Source organism: Fluviibacterium sp. S390, from assembly GCF_049800695.1.
Lineage (GTDB): Bacteria > Pseudomonadota > Alphaproteobacteria > Rhodobacterales > Rhodobacteraceae > Meridianimarinicoccus.
Genome location: NZ_JBNAFN010000013.1, coordinates 73,537 through 93,065, shown reverse-complemented (window position 1 = coordinate 93,065; position 19,529 = coordinate 73,537). Strand labels below are relative to the sequence as shown.

Sequence of the window (19,529 nt, the reverse complement as noted above, 5' to 3'; positions counted from 1 at the left end):
GGCTCTGAAACGGTACTGCACTTTTTCTGTCCCCGGTGTCGTCATGACATGATCACGAAATCGCGCTGCGAACGGCTGTCGGGATGCAGCGGCAGGTCTGTCAGGATGTAGATCATGCCCGGATGGACGTATTGACGGATCTGCTCGGCAAATGCCTTGTCCGTGCGCACACGCTTGAGATCCTGCATCTCGGCACTCTGCGATGTGCCGTAAGTGAGGGCTTGCCAGTGCATACCCTTGGCGCCTTCGTGGGCGCCCTGCAGGACGTAGACATGAGCGCCCAGGGGATCGCCGTCCCATTCGAGCACCCCGGAGGCGACCTCCACGTCGTTTTCAATGATCACGATTTTCCGGTCATGGGAGGACGCAAGGATCGTGGTGACCGGATACGCCTCGTCCAGGGTCCAGTCCGCAGGGTGCTTGCGCCCCTCCAGGGTTGAAACAACATCCTCGAATTCGTGCTCGGCATAACTCGACAGCACCATTCCCGGATGAACCACATCCACCGGGAAGTGATGTTCGTCGGCAACGATCACCGGTGTCCCCAGGTGCGTGACCTCGAACAGCAGGGCCGAGAACTTCAAGGGCAGGCGCACACATCCATGGGACGCCGGATAGCCCGGCAGGTTCCCGGCATGAAGGGCGACCCCATCCCATGTCAGCCGGTTCATGTTCGGCATGGGCGCGTTGTTATAGGTCGAGGAGCGGTGATCCCGATCCTTTTGCAGCACAACGAAAACCCCCGTGGGCGTTTCATGTCCGGTCTTGCCCGTGGAACAGGTCGATACCGCGATACGAACGCCATTGCGATAGATGTGCACCCGCTGGTCCGTGAGCGACACGATGACCGCGACCGGCCCGGTGGGCTGACGCTCGGGATGCCACGTGAACTCGCCGGGTTTGAGCTCGTGGATCTCCTTGTAGACGTGTTGTCCGGCAAGCGGGCCGGCCAGCAGCGCCAGCGCAGCACCACCAGAGGCAGCAAGGAGCTTTCGCCGAGTCAGGGCAGTCGGATTGGACATGTTTGGAGATCTCGTTTTCTGCTCAGATGGTAGGTGGCACAAGATCGCCCACAAGATGTAGCCTTGTAAACCCGTTTTTGGGGCGAATCCCGCCGGGTGCCATTTGGCCCCCGGCGTTCCCCAGCAGACACGTGTTTCCCGAGCATCCTCGCGATGCGGTTGCGAGGCCTTAAGCGGCGCATTGGGTGGATCGGCAACTCTCGGATGTGATGTTTGAAAACCGACCTGAAGGAAGGAATGACCCGGCGCCGGATTTCAGCTCAGAACATGGTCCTTCGCGGTCAAGGCCTCGGGCGGGCGGCGGTTCAGCGCTTCCGACACCGAGATTTCGATCGTGCGGCACATCGCATCCAGCGGCAGCCCGTTCTGCACGTTGCGAAACGGGTGCTCCAGTTCGTTGGTGACGGCCTGCAGACCAAAGAACACATAGGCCACGACCGCGGCAAAGAGGGGCGCGAGCCAGCCCGTGGTTTCGATCAGTGCGAAGGGAAGCAGCCAGCAATAGATATAGGTGGTTCGACGAACCAGCAGGGAATAGACAAACGGCAAAGGCGTCGTGAAGATGCGTTCACACCCCGCCTGCGCCAGCGCCATGGAGGACAAGGTCTGTGAGAGGGTCATCTGACCGAACCCGCTGATCGCGTCAGCCTTGGTCAGCGTGCCAATCTTGTCGGCCATGGACCGCAAGGCTGCATCGGCCGGGTTTGTCTTGGTGACCATGGCGTCGGCCTGTTCCTTGCCGATCCAGCCCAGGATATCTGCTTTCACATCCACTCCGCGCAGGAAACCGCGATGCAGATGCGCGAAGGCCACCGCACAAGACAGGATCTGTTCGCGGTCCGCGTCCTTTTCTACGAAAACACACATGTGCCGCCCCAGGTTGCGCACATCAGCAATCATCGTGCCCCAAAGCTTGCGTGCTTCCCACCAGCGGTCATAGGCGGCGTTGTTGCGAAAGCCGAGGAACAGCGAAAGCGCGACCCCGAATATGCCCATCGCTCCGATCGAGATGTGCGGCAGCGTGACGACATGCCGATCGAGCAGCACGACAACGATGGTCAACAGGGCAATCATGATGATCCTGCCGATGATCTTTGGCACGACAGACCCTTGCATCACGAAAAACAGTTTCAGGGTCGAAGGGTGTTCCCGGACAATCATTTTGCGAACCTGGCTGTCGTGGGTGTCATGTCTTGCGCCTTTCCCAATCCTTCGCCCAGATGATCCAGAAGCAGCCTCACCTTGGGCGAAAGGTGGCGGTTGTGCGGGTAGATCGCCCATATCCCGTCATCGGGTGCACGGAAATGGTCAAGGACCGGGACCAGCCGGCCCGTGTCGATCTCGGAATGAACGTAGTAGTCCGGCAGTTGGATGATGCCGATGCCCTTCAGCGCGGCATCGACCAGCGACCACCCGCTGTTGCAGCGCAGGTTTCCTTTGACACGGATATGCCGCGCTTTGCCGTCTTCCTGAAACCGCCATGTGTTCAGCGTGCCTTGCAGGCAATTGTGCTGATCCAGTTCGGACAGGGTGTATGGCGCGCCGTGCCCCGCAAGATAGTCCGGTGAAGCGCAGGTGTGGTGGGTCCGCGCTGCCAGGCGTCTGGCCATCATCGTGCTGTCATCCAGTTCGCCCAGACGGATCGCCAGATCATAGCTTTCCGCCACCAGATCCACCATCTGATTGGTCAGCTTCAGGGTGACCTCAAGGTCGGGGTAGCGCGCAACGAAATCATTGATCAGCGGTGCAATCCTGCTTTCGCCAAAAGTCACCGGCGCGGTCATGTTCAGCCTGCCCCTGGGGGTTTGATGCAGATCGGTCACGGCCCGTTCCGCGTCGGCCAGCGCATCCAGCACCTGTCGGCAATGGTTGTAATAGACCTGTCCTGCGTCGGTGATCGAAACCTTGCGGGTCGTCCGGTAGAACAGCTTGACCCCAAGTCGCGTCTCAAGCGCGCCGATCTGGCGACTGACCTGTGCGGTAGAGATCCCAAGCCGGTTGCCGGCGGCCGTGAAGCTCTCCGCCTCGGCAACGGCCACGAATTCAGAAACGCCGTCCCATTTGGCCAATGTTACACCCTCTTGCGCGGTATCACTGTTGCAGAACGGTAATAGTAATTTGCGTCATGGGCTAATTATCGTACCTCAGGAATAGTGTAAATCGTAACCCAGAGCCTCTCCTCCAAAGAAAAGTGAGCCAAGATGACCGATGTAATCAAATGCAAGGCCGCCGTTGCCTGGGCTGTGAACCAGCCGCTTTCGATCGAAGAAATTGACGTGATGCCGCCGCAAGCCGGCGAAGTGCGCATCAGGATCATTGCGTCCGGGGTCTGCCACACCGACGCCTTCACCCTGTCGGGCGACGACCCGGAAGGGCTGTTCCCTGTCATCCTCGGCCACGAGGGCGGCGGCATTGTGGAATCCATCGGCGAGGGCGTGACCAGCGTTGCCGTGGGAGACCACGTCATTCCGCTCTACACGCCCGAATGCGGAGAATGCAAATTCTGCAAGTCCGGCAAGACCAACCTCTGCCAGAAAATCCGTGAAACCCAAGGAAAGGGTCTGATGCCCGACGGCACCACCCGGTTCTTCAAGGACGGCAAGCCGATCCTGCACTACATGGGCTGTTCGACCTTCTCGGAATACACCGTGCTGCCGGAAATCTCGCTGGCCAAGGTCAACCCCGACGCGCCGCTGGAAGAGGTCTGCCTGCTGGGCTGTGGTGTCACCACGGGCATGGGCGCGGTGATGAACACGGCCAAGGTCGAAGAGGGCGCAACCGTTGCGATCTTCGGCATGGGCGGCATTGGCCTTTCGGCGGTCATTGGCGCGGCCATGGCCAAGGCCAGCCGGATCATCGTGATCGACATCAACGAAAGCAAGTTCGACCTGGCCCGCAAGCTAGGCGCGACCGACTTCATCAACCCGAAGGATCATGACAAGCCGATCCAGGATGTGATTGTCGAGTTGACCGATGGCGGTGTGGACTACTCGTTCGAGTGTATCGGCAACGTCAATGTCATGCGCTCGGCGCTGGAGTGCTGCCACAAGGGCTGGGGTGAGTCCGTGATCATCGGCGTTGCCGGGGCCGGTCAGGAAATCTCGACCCGGCCGTTCCAGCTCGTTACAGGCCGTGTCTGGCGCGGGTCTGCTTTTGGGGGCGTCAAGGGCCGGTCCGAACTGCCCGAATATGTCGAGCGGTACATGCAGGGCGAATTCAAGCTCAACGACTTCATCACCCACACGATGGGCCTGGAAGACATCAACGAGGCGTTCGATCTGATGCACGAGGGCAAGAGCATTCGCTCTGTCATCCATTTCGACATGTAAACCAACCAAGCAGGTCGCGCCTTGTTGGCGCGACCTGAAGTCTTTTTCAAAGGTGCGGCATGACCCTCGACAACCTGAGCGACAACAAGAGCTTCGATGGGTGGACGAAACACTACTCCCACCGTTCAACCACGCTGAATTGCGACATGCGGTTTGCGATCTACCTGCCGCCGCAGACGGCCAAGGGGCGGAAGGTGCCGGTGATCTACTGGCTGTCCGGGCTGACCTGCACCGATGAGAACTTCATGCAAAAGGCCGCCGCCCAACGTGTCGCCGCTGAGCTTGGCGTTGCAATCGTCGCCCCGGACACCAGCCCACGCGGTACGGATGTCGCCGACGACACGGCCTTTGATCTGGGGCAGGGGGCCGGATTTTACGTCAATGCAACGCAGGCACCGTGGAACCGCCACTATCACATGTATGACTACGTGATGGATGAACTGCCCGCGCTCGTCGAGGCGACTTTTCCGGTCAGCAGCAAACGCTCGGTGTTCGGCCATTCCATGGGCGGCCATGGCGCGCTGGTCATGGCGCTGCGCAATCCTGATCGGTTCCAGTCCGTTTCGGCCTTCAGCCCGATCGCCAATCCGGTCAACTGCCCGTGGGGCCAGAAGGCCTTTGCCGCGTACCTCGGCAAGGACAGCGCCGCATGGGGCGACCACGATGCAAGCCTGCTGATGCGCAAGGCAACCGGGGCTGTTCCCGCGCTTGTCGATCAGGGCGGCGCCGATCCTTTTCTGGAAGAACAGTTGAAGCCCGAAACGCTGGAGGCGGCGGCCAGGGCCAGCGGCTATCCTTTGCAACTCAACAGGCGAGAGGGCTACGATCACAGCTACTACTTCATCGCCAGTTTCGTTGAGGATCACCTGCGGTTCCACGCGATGCATCTGGACGAATAGAGCACGAGAAGACATCCAATGAGCAAGGCATTCACCAAAGAGGACGTTGGCACCGAGAACATCCGGCTGGACGATTTGCCCCAAAGCCCGCACCCGAACCTGGTCACCCCCTCGGGCCTTGCGGATCTCAGGGCCCGGCTGGCGGCCCGTCGCCTGGATCTGGCCGAGCTGCGCAAGAAACCCGACGAAATGGATCGCAAGCACGCCGTTGCCGTTGCCGAGCGTGACATCCGCTTTCTCGAGGCGCGCGTCAGCCGGGCAATCCTGGTTGATCCCACCAGTCACCCCAGTGGACGTGTTGCCTTTGGCGCAGAGGTCGATGTTCTTGACGAGGCCGGCAGCGCGCAGACGTTTCGAATTGTCGGCGAAGATGAAGCTGACCCGGCGCGCGGCCTGATCTCTCCCTACTCACCGCTTGGCGTCGCCTTGCTTGGAGCTGAACGCGGCAGCGCTGTGGAATGGCGCAAACCCAACGGAGTCGTTGATCTTGAAGTCGTTGCGATCCGGTTCGAAGGGTTCCGGATCAACTAGGGCCCCGAAAATCGCCGCGCATAGGCCCGTCATGGATCGTTCAATAGGGACCAGCATCCGAAGACGCGGCCCCACGTCGGTGCATCGTTGGGCTGTTGATTGCCGCCGTTGACGGCTGCCGCTGCGATCCTCGGGAAATTCCCTTCCCGGATCCACTTTGCGGGATGGAGGCATCGGGTTCGGGATCCGGGTTTTTTACACGAACGGGATTGATCTGCACCGGGTCTTTCAAAGCGGCGCAGATCATTTTCGTATCACTTCGTCACATCTGCGATCCAGGTTCCCGCAGCAACCGCGCGCGGCAGACCAAGCGGCCCGATCGCGAGCAGGGCCACCTGGTGCAGATCGTCCTTTGCGACGCCTTCGGCAAGGCCCCGGCGGGAGTGAGAGTGGACAGCCCCTTCGGATCCCGCACCGATGGCCAGCGCCAGCTTGACCAGACGCCGTTCGCGTTCGGTCAGATTGCCCGCTTCAGCAGTGGCCGCCCCAAGTGCGGCATAGGCCTCCCAAACCGAGGGGTAGTTCTTGGCGAGATCGCCTGCGGCACCCGGTAGGTCTTTGCTCATGTTCTGTCCTTTCAGTCTGTGGTCGGGTTTTCAGCAACAATGTCCTAACCCGTGGATTTTGCTCTTTTGGGCATCTTGACGTCAAGAAAGCCCACTTGCGCTTTTGTGCCGCCAATCCGAATGACGATGATCATTCCGGGATGCGGCTTTCAGGTAACCGCGATCATCCTTTCGGTGGTCCGGGCGCCGGACATGTCCGTGCCGAGACAGACGCGGATCGTCCTGCCCGGTGTCAGCAACGGTCCGCGCGGCGCGGCTGTGGTGCCTCGCGTGCAGTGGTTCATGCCGCGTCGCGGTCCTGTCGAACGCAAGCCAGCCAGTGCAGGACCGCGTCCTCATTCATCGGCAGGTCACAGGCGCAGCCCGCCCCAAATTCCGACCAGCTTTCCGCATAGGTTGGTCGAACAGCCGTCAGCACCGGCACGTCCAGCGCGATGGCCTTGACCATCAGGTCGCGAAACCCGCGCCCTTCGCTTTCTCCGCGCCCGAAGCGATTGAGGATCAGCAGATCCGCCCCTTGCTCCAGCTCGGCCTCGATAAAGGCGGAGCAGTCGGCCAGGACGCCCGGATGCAGACGGCACCCCCGCGATCCATTGCCCAAGGGTTGCGAGATGCGGAATGTCCGCCGCGATCCAAAGGTCGTCAGGTCCATGTCGGCGCAGTGGCATTCGCCGCCCTCTGCGCCACGGGTTTGCACGGCCCCGCGTATGGTCAGTCCGCGGTCGGCCAGGGTTCGCGCGATGCCTTCCAGAAACGCGTCGATATCACCATGATCCAGTCGGATTGCGGCAAGGGGAGAGAGGCTCACTGGACATCTCCTTTTTGACAGAACGGACGCCACATCAAGGGCGTGCCGGGGGTGATGTGATGGCATTCGGACGGCACGATCGCCAGCCCGTCTGCACCGCTCAACGGAAACAATGTGGCCGATACGCTGTGGCCAAGGCGTTCGAGGACAGGCCGCCCCAGATCATCGTAGGATGCAAGGCGCACCGGGAAGACCTCGGCGCGTCCCGGTTTGCGGGTCCAGTCGAAATCGGCAACAGCCGGCACCGGCGCGAAGGTTCCCGGCCGTTCCCCAAGAAGGCGTGCGATCTGGGGCAGGACAAACATGTGAAATCCCACGTGCACCGCGAAGGGGTTTCCCGGCAGACCTGTGAACGCCGCGTTGCCCAGCGTGCCGAACATCACCGGCTTGCCCGGCTTCAACGCCACGCGCCAGCCGTGCACCGTGCCGCCGGCAGAACTCAGCGCGGCGCGTATGTGATCTTTGCCACCCATCGACACAGCGCCGGATGACAGGATCAGATCATGGCCGTTGCCGATGCCGGCGAACGCTGCCGCGGTGGCGTCGGCGTCATCCGGCAAGATGCCCAGATCCACCGCCTCGGCGCCTGCCTGGTGCAGCATTGCCAACAGCATCGGGCGGTTGGCATCGGGGATTTGACCGGGGGCGCATGGCCCGCTGTGCAATTCGTCCCCGGTGGAAAACACAGCGACACGGGGGCGTCGAAGGACATCAACCTGTGCGATGCCATTGGCGGCCAGCAGGCCGATGTGATGTGATCCGATCCGCGTGCCCGCTGCCAGCAGGACCTGACCGGCGGCCTGATCACTGCCCATGCGGCGGATATTTTCGCCCTCGCGCGGTGCCGTTTCGACATGGACCTTGTCAGCCTTGTCGACGCACGCCTCGATCATGACCACCGCATCGGCACCCTTCGGCAGGGGGGCACCGGTGAAAATGCGCATCGCCATGCCCTTGGGCAGATCGCATGGCGCATCGCCCGCCGCGACCGTGCCCGCAACCGGCAGGCAGCACCGGCCCTCAAGATCGGCACAGCGCAGGGCGAAGCCATCCATCGCGGAATTGTCGAAGAAAGGCATCGCCGCAGCGGCGCGGACAGATACGGCGGTGGTCCGGCCAGGAGCCTCCAGAAGCGGCACCGTCTGGCTTTCCCGGATCGGGGCGACCAATCGGTGCGCGTGGCCTATGGCGTCATGCAGGCTCATCATGTCGGTGGGCGCGGACTGGCTGTCGCAACTGCATCCACCCGGGGCGGGACCAACAAACATCTGCCAAATCCTGAGGTTTCTGGGGGAGGAAAGGTCAGAAGGCCGGATGCACCGGCCTTCTGAGGTGTGGTCTTGACGCTTACTCCGGTGCGTCGGAAGCGTTCGCCATGAGGTAGTCCATGACCAGCGCGGCTTCTGCGCCTTCAAGGCCCGCGCGGGGGAACATCGACGGGGTGATGCCCTTCCACTGCTGCTGGGTGAAGTGCGTCACTTCACGAGGGGCGTGGCAGACGGTGCAGCGCTCGAAGTAGATCTTCTCGCCCGGTCCCATATCCGCATAGAGCTTTTCGGTCAGCTCATAGAGACGGTCCAGACCCAGCAGATCGTCATCGATCGCGGCCACTTCATAGTCCTCGATGATCTCGGGCTTTTCATAGGCCAGGTTCGGGCCTTCTGGATCCTCACATTTACGCATGTAGCACAGGGTGGTGTTGGCGGTGGTTGCCTGCGCCACGCCCGACGACCGTTGTGTCGAGGTCAGGAAGTTGACCAGACCCGAGTTGCACCGGCCCTTGCTGTCAAGCTGTGGCCACGCGCCCTCGTAGATCGACACGACGCCCGGCATGATCTCATCGCTGACCACGGCCCCGGCAATGACGGTGCCCCGATCGTTGTACAGTTCGACCAGATCGCCATCTTCGATCCCGCGCGAAGCAGCATCTTCGCTGTTGATGCGCACCGGTTCCCGCCCCTGCACCTTGTAGAGTTTGCGCAGGTTTTCCGACTGGTCCATCTGGCTGTGCAGGCGGAACCACGGGTGGGGCGATACCACGTGCAACTGGCCTTCCTTGGCGTTGCCGAGATACTCGTGCTTTTCCATCCACATCGGCATGCCGGGCATGTCGTCGATGTCGAGCTTGGCGAAGTCTTCGCAGAACATCTCGATCTTGCCAGAGGCCGTGTGCAGCGGGTTGCCTTCCGGGTCATTGTAGAAATCACCGTGGCGTGTCCACTTGCGGGCCTCTTCCGGGACCTCCATGCGGGCATAGCCTTTTTCCCAGAACTCCTCGAACGAGGTGTGCTTGGCCGCCGAGGATTTCTCGTAGGCGAGCTTGATGTGATACATCTTGTCTTCGCTGTCGGTGAACTGCGCCCACAGGCCCAGTTTGTCGGCCAGGCCTTCGAAGATCTCGTAATCCGGCAGGCTGTCGCCCAAAGGTTCGATCACCTTCTTCATGGCATAGACCTTGTCGTTGGAATAGGTGCCACCCGAGGTGATGTCGTCCTGTTCCAATGTCGACGCCGCCGGCATCACGATGTCGGCCCAACGAACCGCGGCTGTCCACCAAACATCGACACTGATGATGGTTTCCACCTTTTCAAGCGCACGGATCAGGCGGTTGGTGTCCTGCTGGTGGCTCATGAAGTTGTTGCCAGCGTTGAAGATCACCTTCACATCCGGATAGGTGTGCGTGTTGCCGTTGTAGAAAACTTCCTTGCCGGGGTTTTCCAGCATTTCGGTGATCCGGCTTGCCGGGCAGACGCCTTTGACAAAGTTGCGGCCCTGGCTCATGCCCGCCGGTGTCGATTTGCCCGACGCCGGCATGCCGCCGTTGCCATAGTGCCAGCTGAACCCGACACCGCAGCCCGGCTTGCCGATCTTGCCGGTAAGCGCCGCGAAGTTGATGATCGCCCAGTGGGTCATCTCGCCATGCTGCGCCCGTTGCAGGGCCCATGCCCCTGCGATTTCGGTGTTGGACCTGGCGAAAAGCTCGGCCATTTCGCGGATCTTGTCGGCGTCGATGCCGGTGATTTCAGCCGCCCATTCCGGGGTTTTGGCAACGCCGTCGTCGTCACCCTGGACATAGGCAATCCACTTGTCGGCACCGACCGTGTATTTGTCCATGTAGGCGCGATCCTCAAGCCCCTGCGCAAGCACATGGTTGGCCATGGCCACGAACAGGGCCACGTCGGTGTTCGGCACGATCTTGACCCACTCGGCGTCAAGATAGTCGTCGGACGCTGTTTTCTGCGGGTTGATCGAGATGAACTTGACGCCGGCGTCGCGGATGGATTCCCAGTGCGAATACATGCCGTGGTCGGCCACGCGATACTCGATCCGGTTGTTCTTGATCGGGTCGCAGCCCACCAGGACAAAGACTTCGGTGTTGTCGCGGATGGTTTCCCAGGCGGATTGCGCCGAGTAGACTTCCATGTCGCCGATGATGTGGGGCAGCGACACCTGGCTTGCGCCGGCGGACCAGTCACCCGAGGTGTTGGTGCAGCCGCCCAACAGGTTGATCAGACGGCCCTGAAGCACGTTCGGGCGGAACGTACCCGCGTTCGACCAGCCGCCGTAGGACGAGCTGAAGATCGCTTCGTTGCCATGGTTGGTCGCGGTGTCGAGCAGGGCCTTGGCCGCCAGGCTCCAGACCGTGTCCCAGTCCACCTTGACATAGGGTTCCTTGCCGCGCAGTTCGGGCTTGGTGTCGCCGGTTTCCCAGCCCTCAAGGTAGGATTTGCGCACCATCGGATAGTCGATGCGGGATTTGTCATAGGTCCGGTCCATGACGCCTGCGGTCAGCATTTCTGTGGGCCGCGCATCAATTTCCATGATGGTGTTCAGCCCGACCAGTTTGCCGTCGCGGACGACCGCTTCGAAAGGGCCGAAATGCGTGGCATGGAAAATACGCCCGTCGAACGAGTTTGGATCGAGGGCGGCGAGGGCGGTTGTTCCCATCAGGTTGGCGACACCGAATGCGGCGGCACCGCCCTGAAGAAAAGCGCGGCGGGTGGGTTGCGAGAACGACATGCTGGCCTCCTGTGGCTTGCGTTTGTCCCACACTACTGTTTGGGCGGCCCGAGACCTTGACCCTGCGCAATCGAGGTTGTTCGAAGATGTAAGTAAATGTAATAAACCGGCATGGGCCAGCATATCCTGATTGTCGAAGATGACCGCACGACGCGCATGCGAATCGCTGCCTATCTGCGCGAGCAGGGATACCGCGTCAGCGAGGCCGAGAATGCCGAAGAAATGGAACAGATCCTTGGCGAGGATCCGGCCGAGCTGTTGTTGGTCGACATCAACCTGGACGGCAAGGACGGGCTGACCATCACCCGCGAGCAACGGGCCGTGTCGCGGGTCGGGATCATCTTGCTGACGGCGCGCGACGACCAGATCGACAAGATCGTGGGTCTGGAAATGGGGGCCGACGACTATGTCACCAAGCCCTTTGACAAGCGCGAGCTGGCGGCCCGTGTGAAAAACTTGCTGGCGCGCATCGCGGATATCGGACAGGCCCCACAAGGTGCGGCGCCGGTAGAAGAGTTCGGACCGTGGTGCCTTGACCGCATCCGGCGCAGGCTGGTGTCTGCGGCCCGCACTGAAGTTCTGACAAAGCAGGAATTCGATGTCCTGGCCGCCCTTGCCGACCACCCCGGCCAGACGCTGAGCCGCGCACGGCTGGCCGAAATGATGGGCCGCAGGGCGATGCGGTCCAATGACCGGATGATCGATGTCGTCGTCGGGCGTTTGCGCAAGAAGCTTGAGAAAGACCCGGCCAACCCCGAGTGGATCTTGACCGAACACGGCGTGGGCTATCATTTCGTGGATCCGGGCGCGGTCTGAAGCCCGGCCTGGGCGGCGGCCGTTTCCAGGATGCGCATGGCCTCTATGGCCAGCCGTTCGACGTCTTCCATCACTGCGGCATCCGCGTCGGCCCCGGCCTTTTCGACCCGTGCCAATGCGGCACAAAGCTGATCCAGCCGAAAATTCGACGCCGCCCCTTTCAACTTGTGGGCTGCCTTGGGCCGCGCTTCGGCGGGTGTCGACAAAAGGGTGTCGATCGCGTGCGGCAGGTCATCGCGGAACGCCTGTACGATCTGCGCAGTGGCCTGCATCCCAAGATCGGCAATGTCGGCGCGCAGGCTGTCCAGAACCATCGCGTTTTCCGGGGGCAGGGTGGCAGGCCCGCCCGCGCCCAGCACTTCTGCCAGCGCACGTGGCGAGATCGGTTTCGCCAAGATGCGTGAAAACCCGAGCCGTTCCCGGTTCTCGGGCGTGTCGTCGATCAGGTGCGCCGTCAGGGCTACCAGAATGGGCACGGCCCCGTCTTGGGCCATCTGCGCCGCGACCTCCTCGCCACGCATGTCGGGCAGATCGAGATCAATCAGCGCCAAATCGAAGTGCCGTTCCCTGCTGAGCTTCAATCCTGCGGTGCCGGTCTCTGCTTCGCTGACGCGACAGCCAAGCCGCTCCAGATAGCCGCGCGCCACCATCAGGTTCACGGCATGATCGTCGATCACCAGGACCTCGCGGCTCAAATCGGCTTGCAGGGCACGTTCTTCTTCCTGTGCTGCAAGTGCGGGATCGCCGATCTCCAGCGGCACCGTCAAGGTAAAGCGGCTGCCGACGCCTGCCTGGCTTTCAACACTCAGCACCCCGCCCAGGGCTTCGGTCAGACTGCGTGAAATGGCAAGGCCCAGACCCAGGCCCTCGATCCCCGCGCGTTTGGCCGAGTCCGCCCGCGCATAGGCGTCAAACGCATGGGCGATGGCCTCGGGGCTCATCCCGATACCGGTGTCGGCCACGACGAAGCTCAGCACGGGCTGCCCGGATCGGTCGTCAATCGCATGTTCCACCAACAGCATCACGGTCCCGCTTCTGGTGTATTTTACCGCATTCGACATCAGGTTCCCGACAATCTGACGGATTTTCACCACATCCCCGAACAAGGCCGGGGGCGCGGTTTCTGAAAGGTCGACAACCGCATCCAGCCCCTTCTGCGCGGCGAGAGATTGCAATTGATGCCCCATCTGACCGACCAGTTCCCGCAGACGGAAATGCACGGGATTGTCGCGATTGGTCCTGTCTTCGTTGCTTGCGAAATTGAGGACGTCGTTGGTGATGTCGAGCAGGTCACGCGCCGAATTCAACGCCGTGCGTGTCCGCGCCTTGCGGTCGCTGTCCTGCACTTCGGTCTCCAGCAGATCCAGCATGCCGATGATGCCGTTCAGCGGGGTGCGGATTTCATGGCTCATGCGGGCAAGAAACTCGGTCTTGCTGCGATTGGCGGCTTCGGCCTCGGCACGCGCCTTGTCAGAGGCCTGCATCTCGCGCACGACATCACCCGTGCGGGCGATCACCGCTTCCTCAAGACTGTCGCGCAGCCTGAGTGCGTCGCTGGCGCGCCGGCGCAGGATGTTGAGCGCTTTTTCCATGCGTCCGATTTCGTCATGGCCACTGATCGGAATGGGCTCTCCAGAGGTGCCGCCCGCCACCGCGATGATCCGCCGTGACAGGTTGCCCAGCCGTCCGATCACTTTCTTGCGGGCATATAGCGTCAGCAATGCGGCCGTCGTGACAGCAACGGCGACCACAAGCAGAAGCCCGAAGAGCATCACTGATGACCGCTGCTTTGCCGCCGCGATCCGCGCCAGCCCGTCCGCCTGAACCGCGTCACGGGCTTGCCTGGCGCGATCCGAGAGGTCTGCGATGACATTCTGCAGCCGCACACCATCCTGCGCGATGGACGCCTGCAGCACGATCCTGTCGTGTGACAGTTCGGTCAGGCCGCCCGGTCCGATGGCGGCCTGTTGCCGGTTCAGCAGCGATGCCGCTTCCTGCGTAACCAACGGCGAGGACAGAAAGCCAACCCGGCGCAGGGCCAGATCAAGGCCCGCTGCCAGGGTGTCATGGGCAGCATCCACGTCTTGCCGCGTCGCCATTGCCGGCACCTGCTGGAACTGCAACCGCACGGCATCAACCATCCTTGCCAGTTCTGTCAGGCGCTCGAACGCAAAGAAATAACGATCGGCCAGGGCATCCAATGCCGGGCGCGGGGCGGCGTCAGGGGCAGCATACAGGTCGGCAATGCCTGCGGTGATCCGCAAGCGGGCCAGATCGGTCTCTGCCTCGATCAGGTCTTCCAGCAGAACCCCATCCTGCGCGACCTCGGCCGCTCTGGCCGCGATGCGATCCGCAAGCGCCAGTTCCTCCTGTGCGTTGACGGTCATCCGCGCAACGATATCGCGTGCCTGTGACTGCGGCGGATGTGCGGCGGGCTCCGGGGTCATTGCAACCAGCGCCCGCACCCCGTCCTCGATGCTCACCACGGCGCGTTCAAGGGCGGCGGCGGTCTTCTCGACGTCTTCGCGGGATCCGGCCTGCACGAAGGTAGACGCCAGCGAGCCGACCAATTGGGTAGAGGCATCGATCCTGCTGGTCAGCGCGATTGCAGGCAGGCTCTCTTGAACGAGCGAGTCCTGCGTGCGCACCAGATAACGGTTGACGCCTATTGCGGCCAATCCCACCATGATGGCCAAAGCCCCCATGGCGCCCAGGATCTGGATCAGCCTCGTGTCAAAACTCGTTCGTCGCATTACCAGACACTACGTGGCCGTTTGTGTGCGTACAATCGTCGGCGCATGCCTTGCAATCGGGATTGGTCTTTCGATCGGGCAGCCCGCAGAGGCGGCCAAGACGCGGTCCCTGTTTTGCGTCCTTGTCCCGCATTTCAAGGATGAATACTGGCTCAGCGTCGGGTTCGGGCTTGAACAAGAGGCCGCGCACCAGGGTGTCGAGCTTTTGTTCTTCGAAGCAGGGGGCTATCGCGCCCGTGCCGCGCAGATTGCGCAGCTTGATATCTGCGTCGCGCGCGGGGTCGATGCGATCCTTATCGGTGCCGTCACCTCTGATCATCCGGATCTGATGGATGCCGTTTCGCAGGCTGCGCAGGATATCCCTGTCTTCGGCCTGATCAACGAATTGCACGCGACGGGGTTGCACGGCAGCATCGGGGTCGACTGGCAGGACATGGGGTTTGTCCTGGGCGATCATTTGCGCGTTTTGCACCCCGCCGGATCGGCCCCAAGGACCGCGGTGTTCCTGAACGGACCCGAGGAAGCAGGCTGGACCGGCCCGCTTGAGATCGGGTTGCGTGACGGGCTTGCGGGCAGCGCCGTCACCGTTCTGGAGGTTTTTCGGGCGGATACCGGCCTGCGACAGCAACTTGCCCTGATAGAAACGGCGCTCGAACGGCACCCGGATGTGAATTACCTGATCGGAAACGCCCCGGCCATCGAAGCCGCGATCGGATTGCTGGCCAACCGTCCGGACGCGGAAAGGCCGCTGTTGCTGGCGACATATGTCAACCATACAATCAAGCGCAGCCTGATGAACGGAAACGTGCTGGCGGCGTCCTTCGACGACCCCATCCTGCAGGCCCGCATGTCGATCCGCCAGGCCGTTTCGGCAACCACACCCGGCCAGCGGCCGATTGGTCCCGAGGTCGTGCTTTTGACGAACAGTGACGACAATCTGGGCCAGGTCGGCATTTCACCCGCCGAGTATTTTCCGTCACTTCAGTAGGTCAAATTGCAAAAGGCACGCAGTCCGGTCTGAAAGATGACCAGCGACGAGAACCTGGGTTCGGTCAGATTTCGGCGACCAGTTTGACCTCCATGAACTCTTCGATGCCGAATGTCCCGCCTTCGCGACCGATGCCCGAGCGCTTGACGCCGCCGAACGGACTTCCCGGAGAGATGTCTCCGCCGTTGACAAGCACCATGCCGGCCTCCAGCGCTTCGATCAGGCGTTCTGCACGGTCCCGATCGTTGGAATAGACATAGGCGGCAAGTCCATAGTCGCTGTCATTGGCAATTTGCAGGGCGTCGGTTTCGTCCTCGAAGGGGATCAACACGATGACCGGACCGAATATTTCCTGAACTGCCACCGGCATGTCATTGCGTGCGTCGGCAAGAACGGTTGGCTGTACGAAAAAGCCTTCGGAAAGCTTTTTGGGCACGTCCAGCCCGCCGGTTACAAGCCGTGCGCCGGACTCCAGACCGCTGGAAATCATCGCGCGCACATGCGCATGTTGCCTGGCATTGGCCACCGGCCCGATATGGGGGCCCGGCTGGTCAGGTGCGCCGATGGTCCAGGATTGCGCGGCCCTCTGCACCGCGTCGATTGCCTGTGCGTAGACCGACCGCTCTACCAGAATGCGTGTCGGCGCGTTGCAGTTCTGGCCGGAATTGTTGAACGCCTTGCGCAGGATCGTCGCAAAGGCCGTATCCAGATCGGTATCCGCGAACACCAGGCAGGCGGATTTGCCGCCCAGTTCCAGGGCCACCCGCTTGAAACCTTCGGCGGCGGCCCTTGCGATGTTTGCCCCCGCGGCGGTGGAACCGGTGAACGAGATCATGGCGACGTCGGGGTGGCTACAAAGCGCCGAACCCGCGCCCGCCCCATCCCCGTGGATCATGTTGAACATGCCTGCGGGCAAATCGGCCGCCGCCATGACCTCGGCAAAGATGGTGGCGCTGATCGGGGTTTCTTCGCTGGGCTTCAGCACCATGGGACACCCGGCGGCAAGGGCGGCGGCCACCTTCAGGATGATCTGGTGGATCGGCCAGTTCCACGGCGCAATCAACGCCGCAACGCCGACGGGTTGCCTCAGAAGACGATCACCATTGCCCAGTTTCTCGGTCAGCCGGATGCTGTCGGTGGCGTCGATAAAGGCGTCGATCTTGCCCAGAACCGCGGCAGCCTGCCCGTTGCGGGACAGGTCGATCGGAGCGCCCAGTTCCAGCACCAGGGCCTGCGCGATGTCCTCGATGCGCAGCTTATAGGCCGCGCGGAGGCGCATCAGCATGGCCTTGCGATCCGCCATGGTGGTTGACGCAGCGGCCCGCAACGCGCGTTTTGCTGCCGCAACGGCCAGATCGACATCTGCGGCGGTCGCCAGGCCAACGGTTGTCACGACCTCTCCGGTGGCCGGGTTGACCACCTCGCGCTGCGCACGATCCGCGGCTTCGATCCATTTGCCGTCAATATAGAACCGCCGGGGATCGCAGAGATGTCCGGTCGGCTGTGTCGTGTCGGCCGTGGTCATTGGGCAGTCTCCGGCTGGCGTGTTTCAAGGGTGATCTGCACATCCGGCAGTCGCGGCGTGGAAACCGTCACGCTGATCTGGCCGGGTGTTCCGTCCGAGCGCAGCCAGAACCCGGAATGTCCGCCGCGCAGCGTAATCTGATCAGGGCCCAGAAGGCGGCCCGCCCCGGTGACGGCAACCCTCACCGGCAAATCCGCAAAGGGTGTCAGGTTTCCCAACTGGTCAACCGCGCGCAGAATGACCCGCATTTCCTGGCGGTCGCAGCCAAGGACCGTGGCGTCCGGTTCGACCTGCAGCGCGGTCAGTACCGGCTTGGCGCTGAAGCTCTGGGTGGTGACGCAGTCCTCGCCAAGGAAGCCCTGGAACACGACGTCTGGCCAGGACATGCCCCAGCGGCCGAGAATGTTCTCGTCGATCTGATCGATACGCAGGATCGCGGGCGGATGCGGCAGATGCGGGAACCGCTCCCGGTCGGGGTAGATGTCCACATGCTGGCCGTCCGGCAGCGCCATGCGCACGCGGTCGCAGTTGGTCAGGATCATCAGCGGGAACACGCCGCCGATGTTGCGCTCTCCGCGCGCCCAGTGGGTGACCGGTTTCATCACAACCTTCTGCGCCGGATCCACCTGGCTGGCATAGGCGTAAGCGGCGAATTTCGGTTCGCGGAACATCGACATCACGCCGTGGTGGCAGACCCTGTCGCCCGATCCGAAATCGGCGTGGGTGTTGTAGTCGAACATGCACCAGCCGATGCAGCCCGAGATGCCCGGATCGGCATGGGCGGAGTCCAGCACTTCGAGATGGCGGGTCACATGCTCCATCTGCCGCAGTTCATTGTCCATGACCTTGGTGGGGAACATGTGGCCATTGTATTCGGTGATCAAATAGGGAACGGGCGTGCGCAGGCCGGTGACCTCGGCGCGGTCCCGAAGCCCGCGTCGTTCGGCATTGGCAAAGGGGCGCTCGAACTCGCCCAGAACGAAGTCGTTGAACGTATAGACGTCCTCCAACAGGGAAGACTCCATGTGCTTGCGAATGCCCCCTGTCTGCCGGGTTGTATCCAGCGCATGGGCCAGGGCGTTGGTGCGTTCATAGAACGGGTCGTCATCCACGGATTCATTGATCCGCACGCCCCAGAGGATGATCGAGGGGTGGTTCCAGTCCCGTTCGATCATCCGGCGGACATTCTTGACGGCCTCGTCCTTCCAGACGTCACCGCCAATGTGCTGCCAGCCGGGGATCTCTTCGAGCACCAGCAGACCGATACGGTCACAGTGGTCCAGAAACCACTTTGATTGCGGGTAATGCGAGGTGCGCACGATATTGCAGCCCAGGTCATGCTTGACCATTTCGGCATCACGCTGCTGTGCCTCGCGCCCGGCAGCATAGCCGACATAGGGAAAGGACTGGTGCCGGTTCAGCCCCATCAGTTTGAGCGGCGATCCGTTCAACATGAAGCCGTTGGCCGTGAAGATTGCCTCGCGAACGCCGAAGCGATCTGTGCGGCTGTCGGAAAACCCGATGCCGGAAAGGGTTACGGTTGCCGAATAGAGGGTTGGTGCCTCTGGTGACCAAAGCTCGACGCCACTGATCCCGTCGATGGTGAGCGACGCACCGTCTTCGGTCAGCGCGGCGCTGGCCTTGCCGATGATGCGGCCTGCGCCATCCTGCAGGGTGACCTGGCAGTCTCCGGCGACGGGCAATTGTCGGGGGTTGTCCAGAAATGCGCGCACCCGGACGGTCTTGGTGTCCGCCAGCGGCTCCGGGGTTTCAATCTTCACGTTCAGGATCGAAACCGGATCGGCATGTTCAATCCAGACTTCGCGGTAAATGCCCGCGTAGGTCAGATAGTCGATCTGTCCGCCAAACGGGGGAATGTCGGGATTTTCGCTGCCGTCGACAACAACGGTGACCAGGTTTTCCCCCATGGTCAGATGGTCGGTCAGACGCATGCGAAATGGCGTATACCCATCTGGGTGCTGGCCAAGCGGCTCGCCGTTCAGGAATACGCGGGTGTTGGCCATGGCCCCGTCAAAGCGCAGCCACACTTCCTTGCCGGCGTATTCATCCTTCCAGGCTATCGTGTTCTGATAGGTGAATTCACGCTGATAGACCGTTTCGTCGAAATAGTCGAAAGGCAGATCCACGGCGTTGTGGGGCAGGGCGACCGTGTCGCCAGGCTGCCGCGTCTTTGCCCAGGATTGCTTGAAACCGGGGCGGAAGCTCCAGTTCTCACAATACAATTCTGAATGCGGCATGGTGGTCTCCATTT

Annotated in this window: 15 protein-coding genes; 5 read left to right on the top strand and 10 right to left on the bottom strand. The window is 61.9% G+C overall.

The annotated features are described in order from the left end of the window. Positions 1-41 precede the first annotated feature (41 nt). The 3 genes from ACP15K_RS11850 to ACP15K_RS11840 all read right to left on the bottom strand — a co-directional run bounded on the left by ACP15K_RS11850 (position 42) and on the right by ACP15K_RS11840 (position 3,091). Positions 42-1,022: a L,D-transpeptidase gene (locus ACP15K_RS11850; protein ID WP_193142819.1), complete on the bottom strand. Its 981-nt coding sequence runs from the start codon at positions 1,020-1,022 to the stop codon at positions 42-44. A 255-nt stretch (positions 1,023-1,277) separates the two neighbouring features. Further along, positions 1,278-2,183: a bestrophin family protein gene (locus tag ACP15K_RS11845; protein ID WP_193142818.1), complete on the bottom strand. Its 906-nt coding sequence runs from the start codon at positions 2,181-2,183 to the stop codon at positions 1,278-1,280. Beyond that, positions 2,180-3,091, bottom strand: coding sequence for a LysR family transcriptional regulator (locus ACP15K_RS11840; protein WP_193142817.1), 912 nt, complete (start codon positions 3,089-3,091; stop codon positions 2,180-2,182). Before ACP15K_RS11840 ends, ACP15K_RS11845 begins: the two co-directional genes overlap by 4 nt. A gap of 132 nt (positions 3,092-3,223) precedes the next feature. On the opposite strand from ACP15K_RS11840, the gene ACP15K_RS11835 reads away from it, so the two are divergent. From ACP15K_RS11835 to ACP15K_RS11825, 3 genes are read left to right on the top strand one after another with little or no spacing between them, the layout of a single operon-like run. Next, the gene (locus tag ACP15K_RS11835; protein WP_226925983.1) at positions 3,224-4,351 is read left to right on the top strand and encodes an S-(hydroxymethyl)glutathione dehydrogenase/class III alcohol dehydrogenase; all 1,128 of its coding nucleotides are present in this window, start codon (positions 3,224-3,226) and stop codon (positions 4,349-4,351) included. Positions 4,352-4,410: 59 nt separating this feature from the next. Next, positions 4,411-5,250 (top strand): S-formylglutathione hydrolase, encoded by an 840-nt coding sequence (gene fghA, locus ACP15K_RS11830; protein ID WP_193142816.1) that lies wholly within the window; start codon positions 4,411-4,413, stop codon positions 5,248-5,250. An 18-nt stretch (positions 5,251-5,268) separates the two neighbouring features. Continuing rightward, on the top strand, positions 5,269-5,781 hold the full coding sequence (locus ACP15K_RS11825; RefSeq protein WP_193142815.1) for a GreA/GreB family elongation factor: 513 nt from the start codon (positions 5,269-5,271) through the stop codon (positions 5,779-5,781). A 254-nt stretch (positions 5,782-6,035) separates the two neighbouring features. Here the strand turns inward: ACP15K_RS11825 and ACP15K_RS11820 are convergent, their stop codons facing one another. From ACP15K_RS11820 to ACP15K_RS11805, 4 genes are all read right to left on the bottom strand, one after another. After that, complete coding sequence (locus tag ACP15K_RS11820; protein ID WP_193142814.1) at positions 6,036-6,347, bottom strand: carboxymuconolactone decarboxylase family protein; 312 nt, start codon at positions 6,345-6,347, stop codon at positions 6,036-6,038. 280 nt (positions 6,348-6,627) lie between these two features. Continuing rightward, a complete protein-coding gene (locus tag ACP15K_RS11815; RefSeq protein WP_193142813.1) occupies positions 6,628-7,155 on the bottom strand; it encodes a DUF2478 domain-containing protein in 528 nt (175 codons plus the stop codon). Continuing rightward, positions 7,152-8,423, bottom strand: a complete 1,272-nt coding sequence (glp, locus tag ACP15K_RS11810) for a gephyrin-like molybdotransferase Glp (RefSeq protein WP_424990604.1) — start codon at positions 8,421-8,423, stop codon at positions 7,152-7,154. The genes ACP15K_RS11815 and glp overlap by 4 nt, the downstream gene beginning before the upstream one ends. Before the next feature lie 79 nt (positions 8,424-8,502). Then, entirely contained in the window at positions 8,503-11,175 is a 2,673-nt protein-coding gene (locus ACP15K_RS11805) for a molybdopterin-dependent oxidoreductase (RefSeq protein WP_424990603.1), read from the bottom strand. Positions 11,176-11,286: 111 nt separating this feature from the next. On the opposite strand from ACP15K_RS11805, the gene ACP15K_RS11800 reads away from it, so the two are divergent. Then, on the top strand, positions 11,287-11,991 hold the full coding sequence (locus ACP15K_RS11800; RefSeq protein ID WP_424990602.1) for a response regulator: 705 nt from the start codon (positions 11,287-11,289) through the stop codon (positions 11,989-11,991). On the opposite strand, the gene ACP15K_RS11795 is transcribed toward ACP15K_RS11800, so the two are convergent. Beyond that, positions 11,964-14,744, bottom strand: coding sequence for an ATP-binding protein (locus tag ACP15K_RS11795; RefSeq protein ID WP_424990601.1), 2,781 nt, complete (start codon positions 14,742-14,744; stop codon positions 11,964-11,966). The two genes, ACP15K_RS11800 and ACP15K_RS11795, sit on opposite strands and share 28 nt — an antisense overlap. A gap of 25 nt (positions 14,745-14,769) precedes the next feature. Here ACP15K_RS11795 and torT point away from each other — a divergent pair, with 25 nt between their 5' ends. Beyond that, positions 14,770-15,732: a TMAO reductase system periplasmic protein TorT gene (torT, locus tag ACP15K_RS11790; RefSeq protein ID WP_424990600.1), complete on the top strand. Its 963-nt coding sequence runs from the start codon at positions 14,770-14,772 to the stop codon at positions 15,730-15,732. Positions 15,733-15,796: 64 nt separating this feature from the next. Here the strand turns inward: torT and ACP15K_RS11785 are convergent, their stop codons facing one another. Then, positions 15,797-17,257, bottom strand: a complete 1,461-nt coding sequence (locus ACP15K_RS11785; RefSeq protein WP_424990599.1) for an aldehyde dehydrogenase family protein — start codon at positions 17,255-17,257, stop codon at positions 15,797-15,799. Further along, positions 17,254-19,515, bottom strand: coding sequence for a glycoside hydrolase family 2 protein (locus ACP15K_RS11780; RefSeq protein WP_424990598.1), 2,262 nt, complete (start codon positions 19,513-19,515; stop codon positions 17,254-17,256). The genes ACP15K_RS11785 and ACP15K_RS11780 overlap by 4 nt, the downstream gene beginning before the upstream one ends. Positions 19,516-19,529: the final 14 nt, after the last annotated feature.

What these genes read in the sequence shown, in the direction of transcription:
- ACP15K_RS11845 (WP_193142818.1), bottom strand. Translation starts at nt 2,183, where the DNA reads ATGATTGTCCGGGAACACCCTTCGACCCTGAAACTGTTTTTCGTGATG.
- ACP15K_RS11835 (WP_226925983.1), top strand. Translation starts at nt 3,224, where the DNA reads ATGACCGATGTAATCAAATGCAAGGCCGCCGTTGCCTGGGCTGTGAAC.
- glp (WP_424990604.1), bottom strand. Translation starts at nt 8,423, where the DNA reads ATGTTTGTTGGTCCCGCCCCGGGTGGATGCAGTTGCGACAGCCAGTCC.
- ACP15K_RS11825 (WP_193142815.1), top strand. Translation starts at nt 5,269, where the DNA reads ATGAGCAAGGCATTCACCAAAGAGGACGTTGGCACCGAGAACATCCGG.
- ACP15K_RS11785 (WP_424990599.1), bottom strand. Translation starts at nt 17,257, where the DNA reads ATGACCACGGCCGACACGACACAGCCGACCGGACATCTCTGCGATCCC.
- ACP15K_RS11800 (WP_424990602.1), top strand. Translation starts at nt 11,287, where the DNA reads ATGGGCCAGCATATCCTGATTGTCGAAGATGACCGCACGACGCGCATG.
- ACP15K_RS11820 (WP_193142814.1), bottom strand. Translation starts at nt 6,347, where the DNA reads ATGAGCAAAGACCTACCGGGTGCCGCAGGCGATCTCGCCAAGAACTAC.
- ACP15K_RS11850 (WP_193142819.1), bottom strand. Translation starts at nt 1,022, where the DNA reads ATGTCCAATCCGACTGCCCTGACTCGGCGAAAGCTCCTTGCTGCCTCT.
- ACP15K_RS11795 (WP_424990601.1), bottom strand. Translation starts at nt 14,744, where the DNA reads ATGCGACGAACGAGTTTTGACACGAGGCTGATCCAGATCCTGGGCGCC.
- ACP15K_RS11805 (WP_424990603.1), bottom strand. Translation starts at nt 11,175, where the DNA reads ATGTCGTTCTCGCAACCCACCCGCCGCGCTTTTCTTCAGGGCGGTGCC.
- fghA (WP_193142816.1), top strand. Translation starts at nt 4,411, where the DNA reads ATGACCCTCGACAACCTGAGCGACAACAAGAGCTTCGATGGGTGGACG.
- ACP15K_RS11780 (WP_424990598.1), bottom strand. Translation starts at nt 19,515, where the DNA reads ATGCCGCATTCAGAATTGTATTGTGAGAACTGGAGCTTCCGCCCCGGT.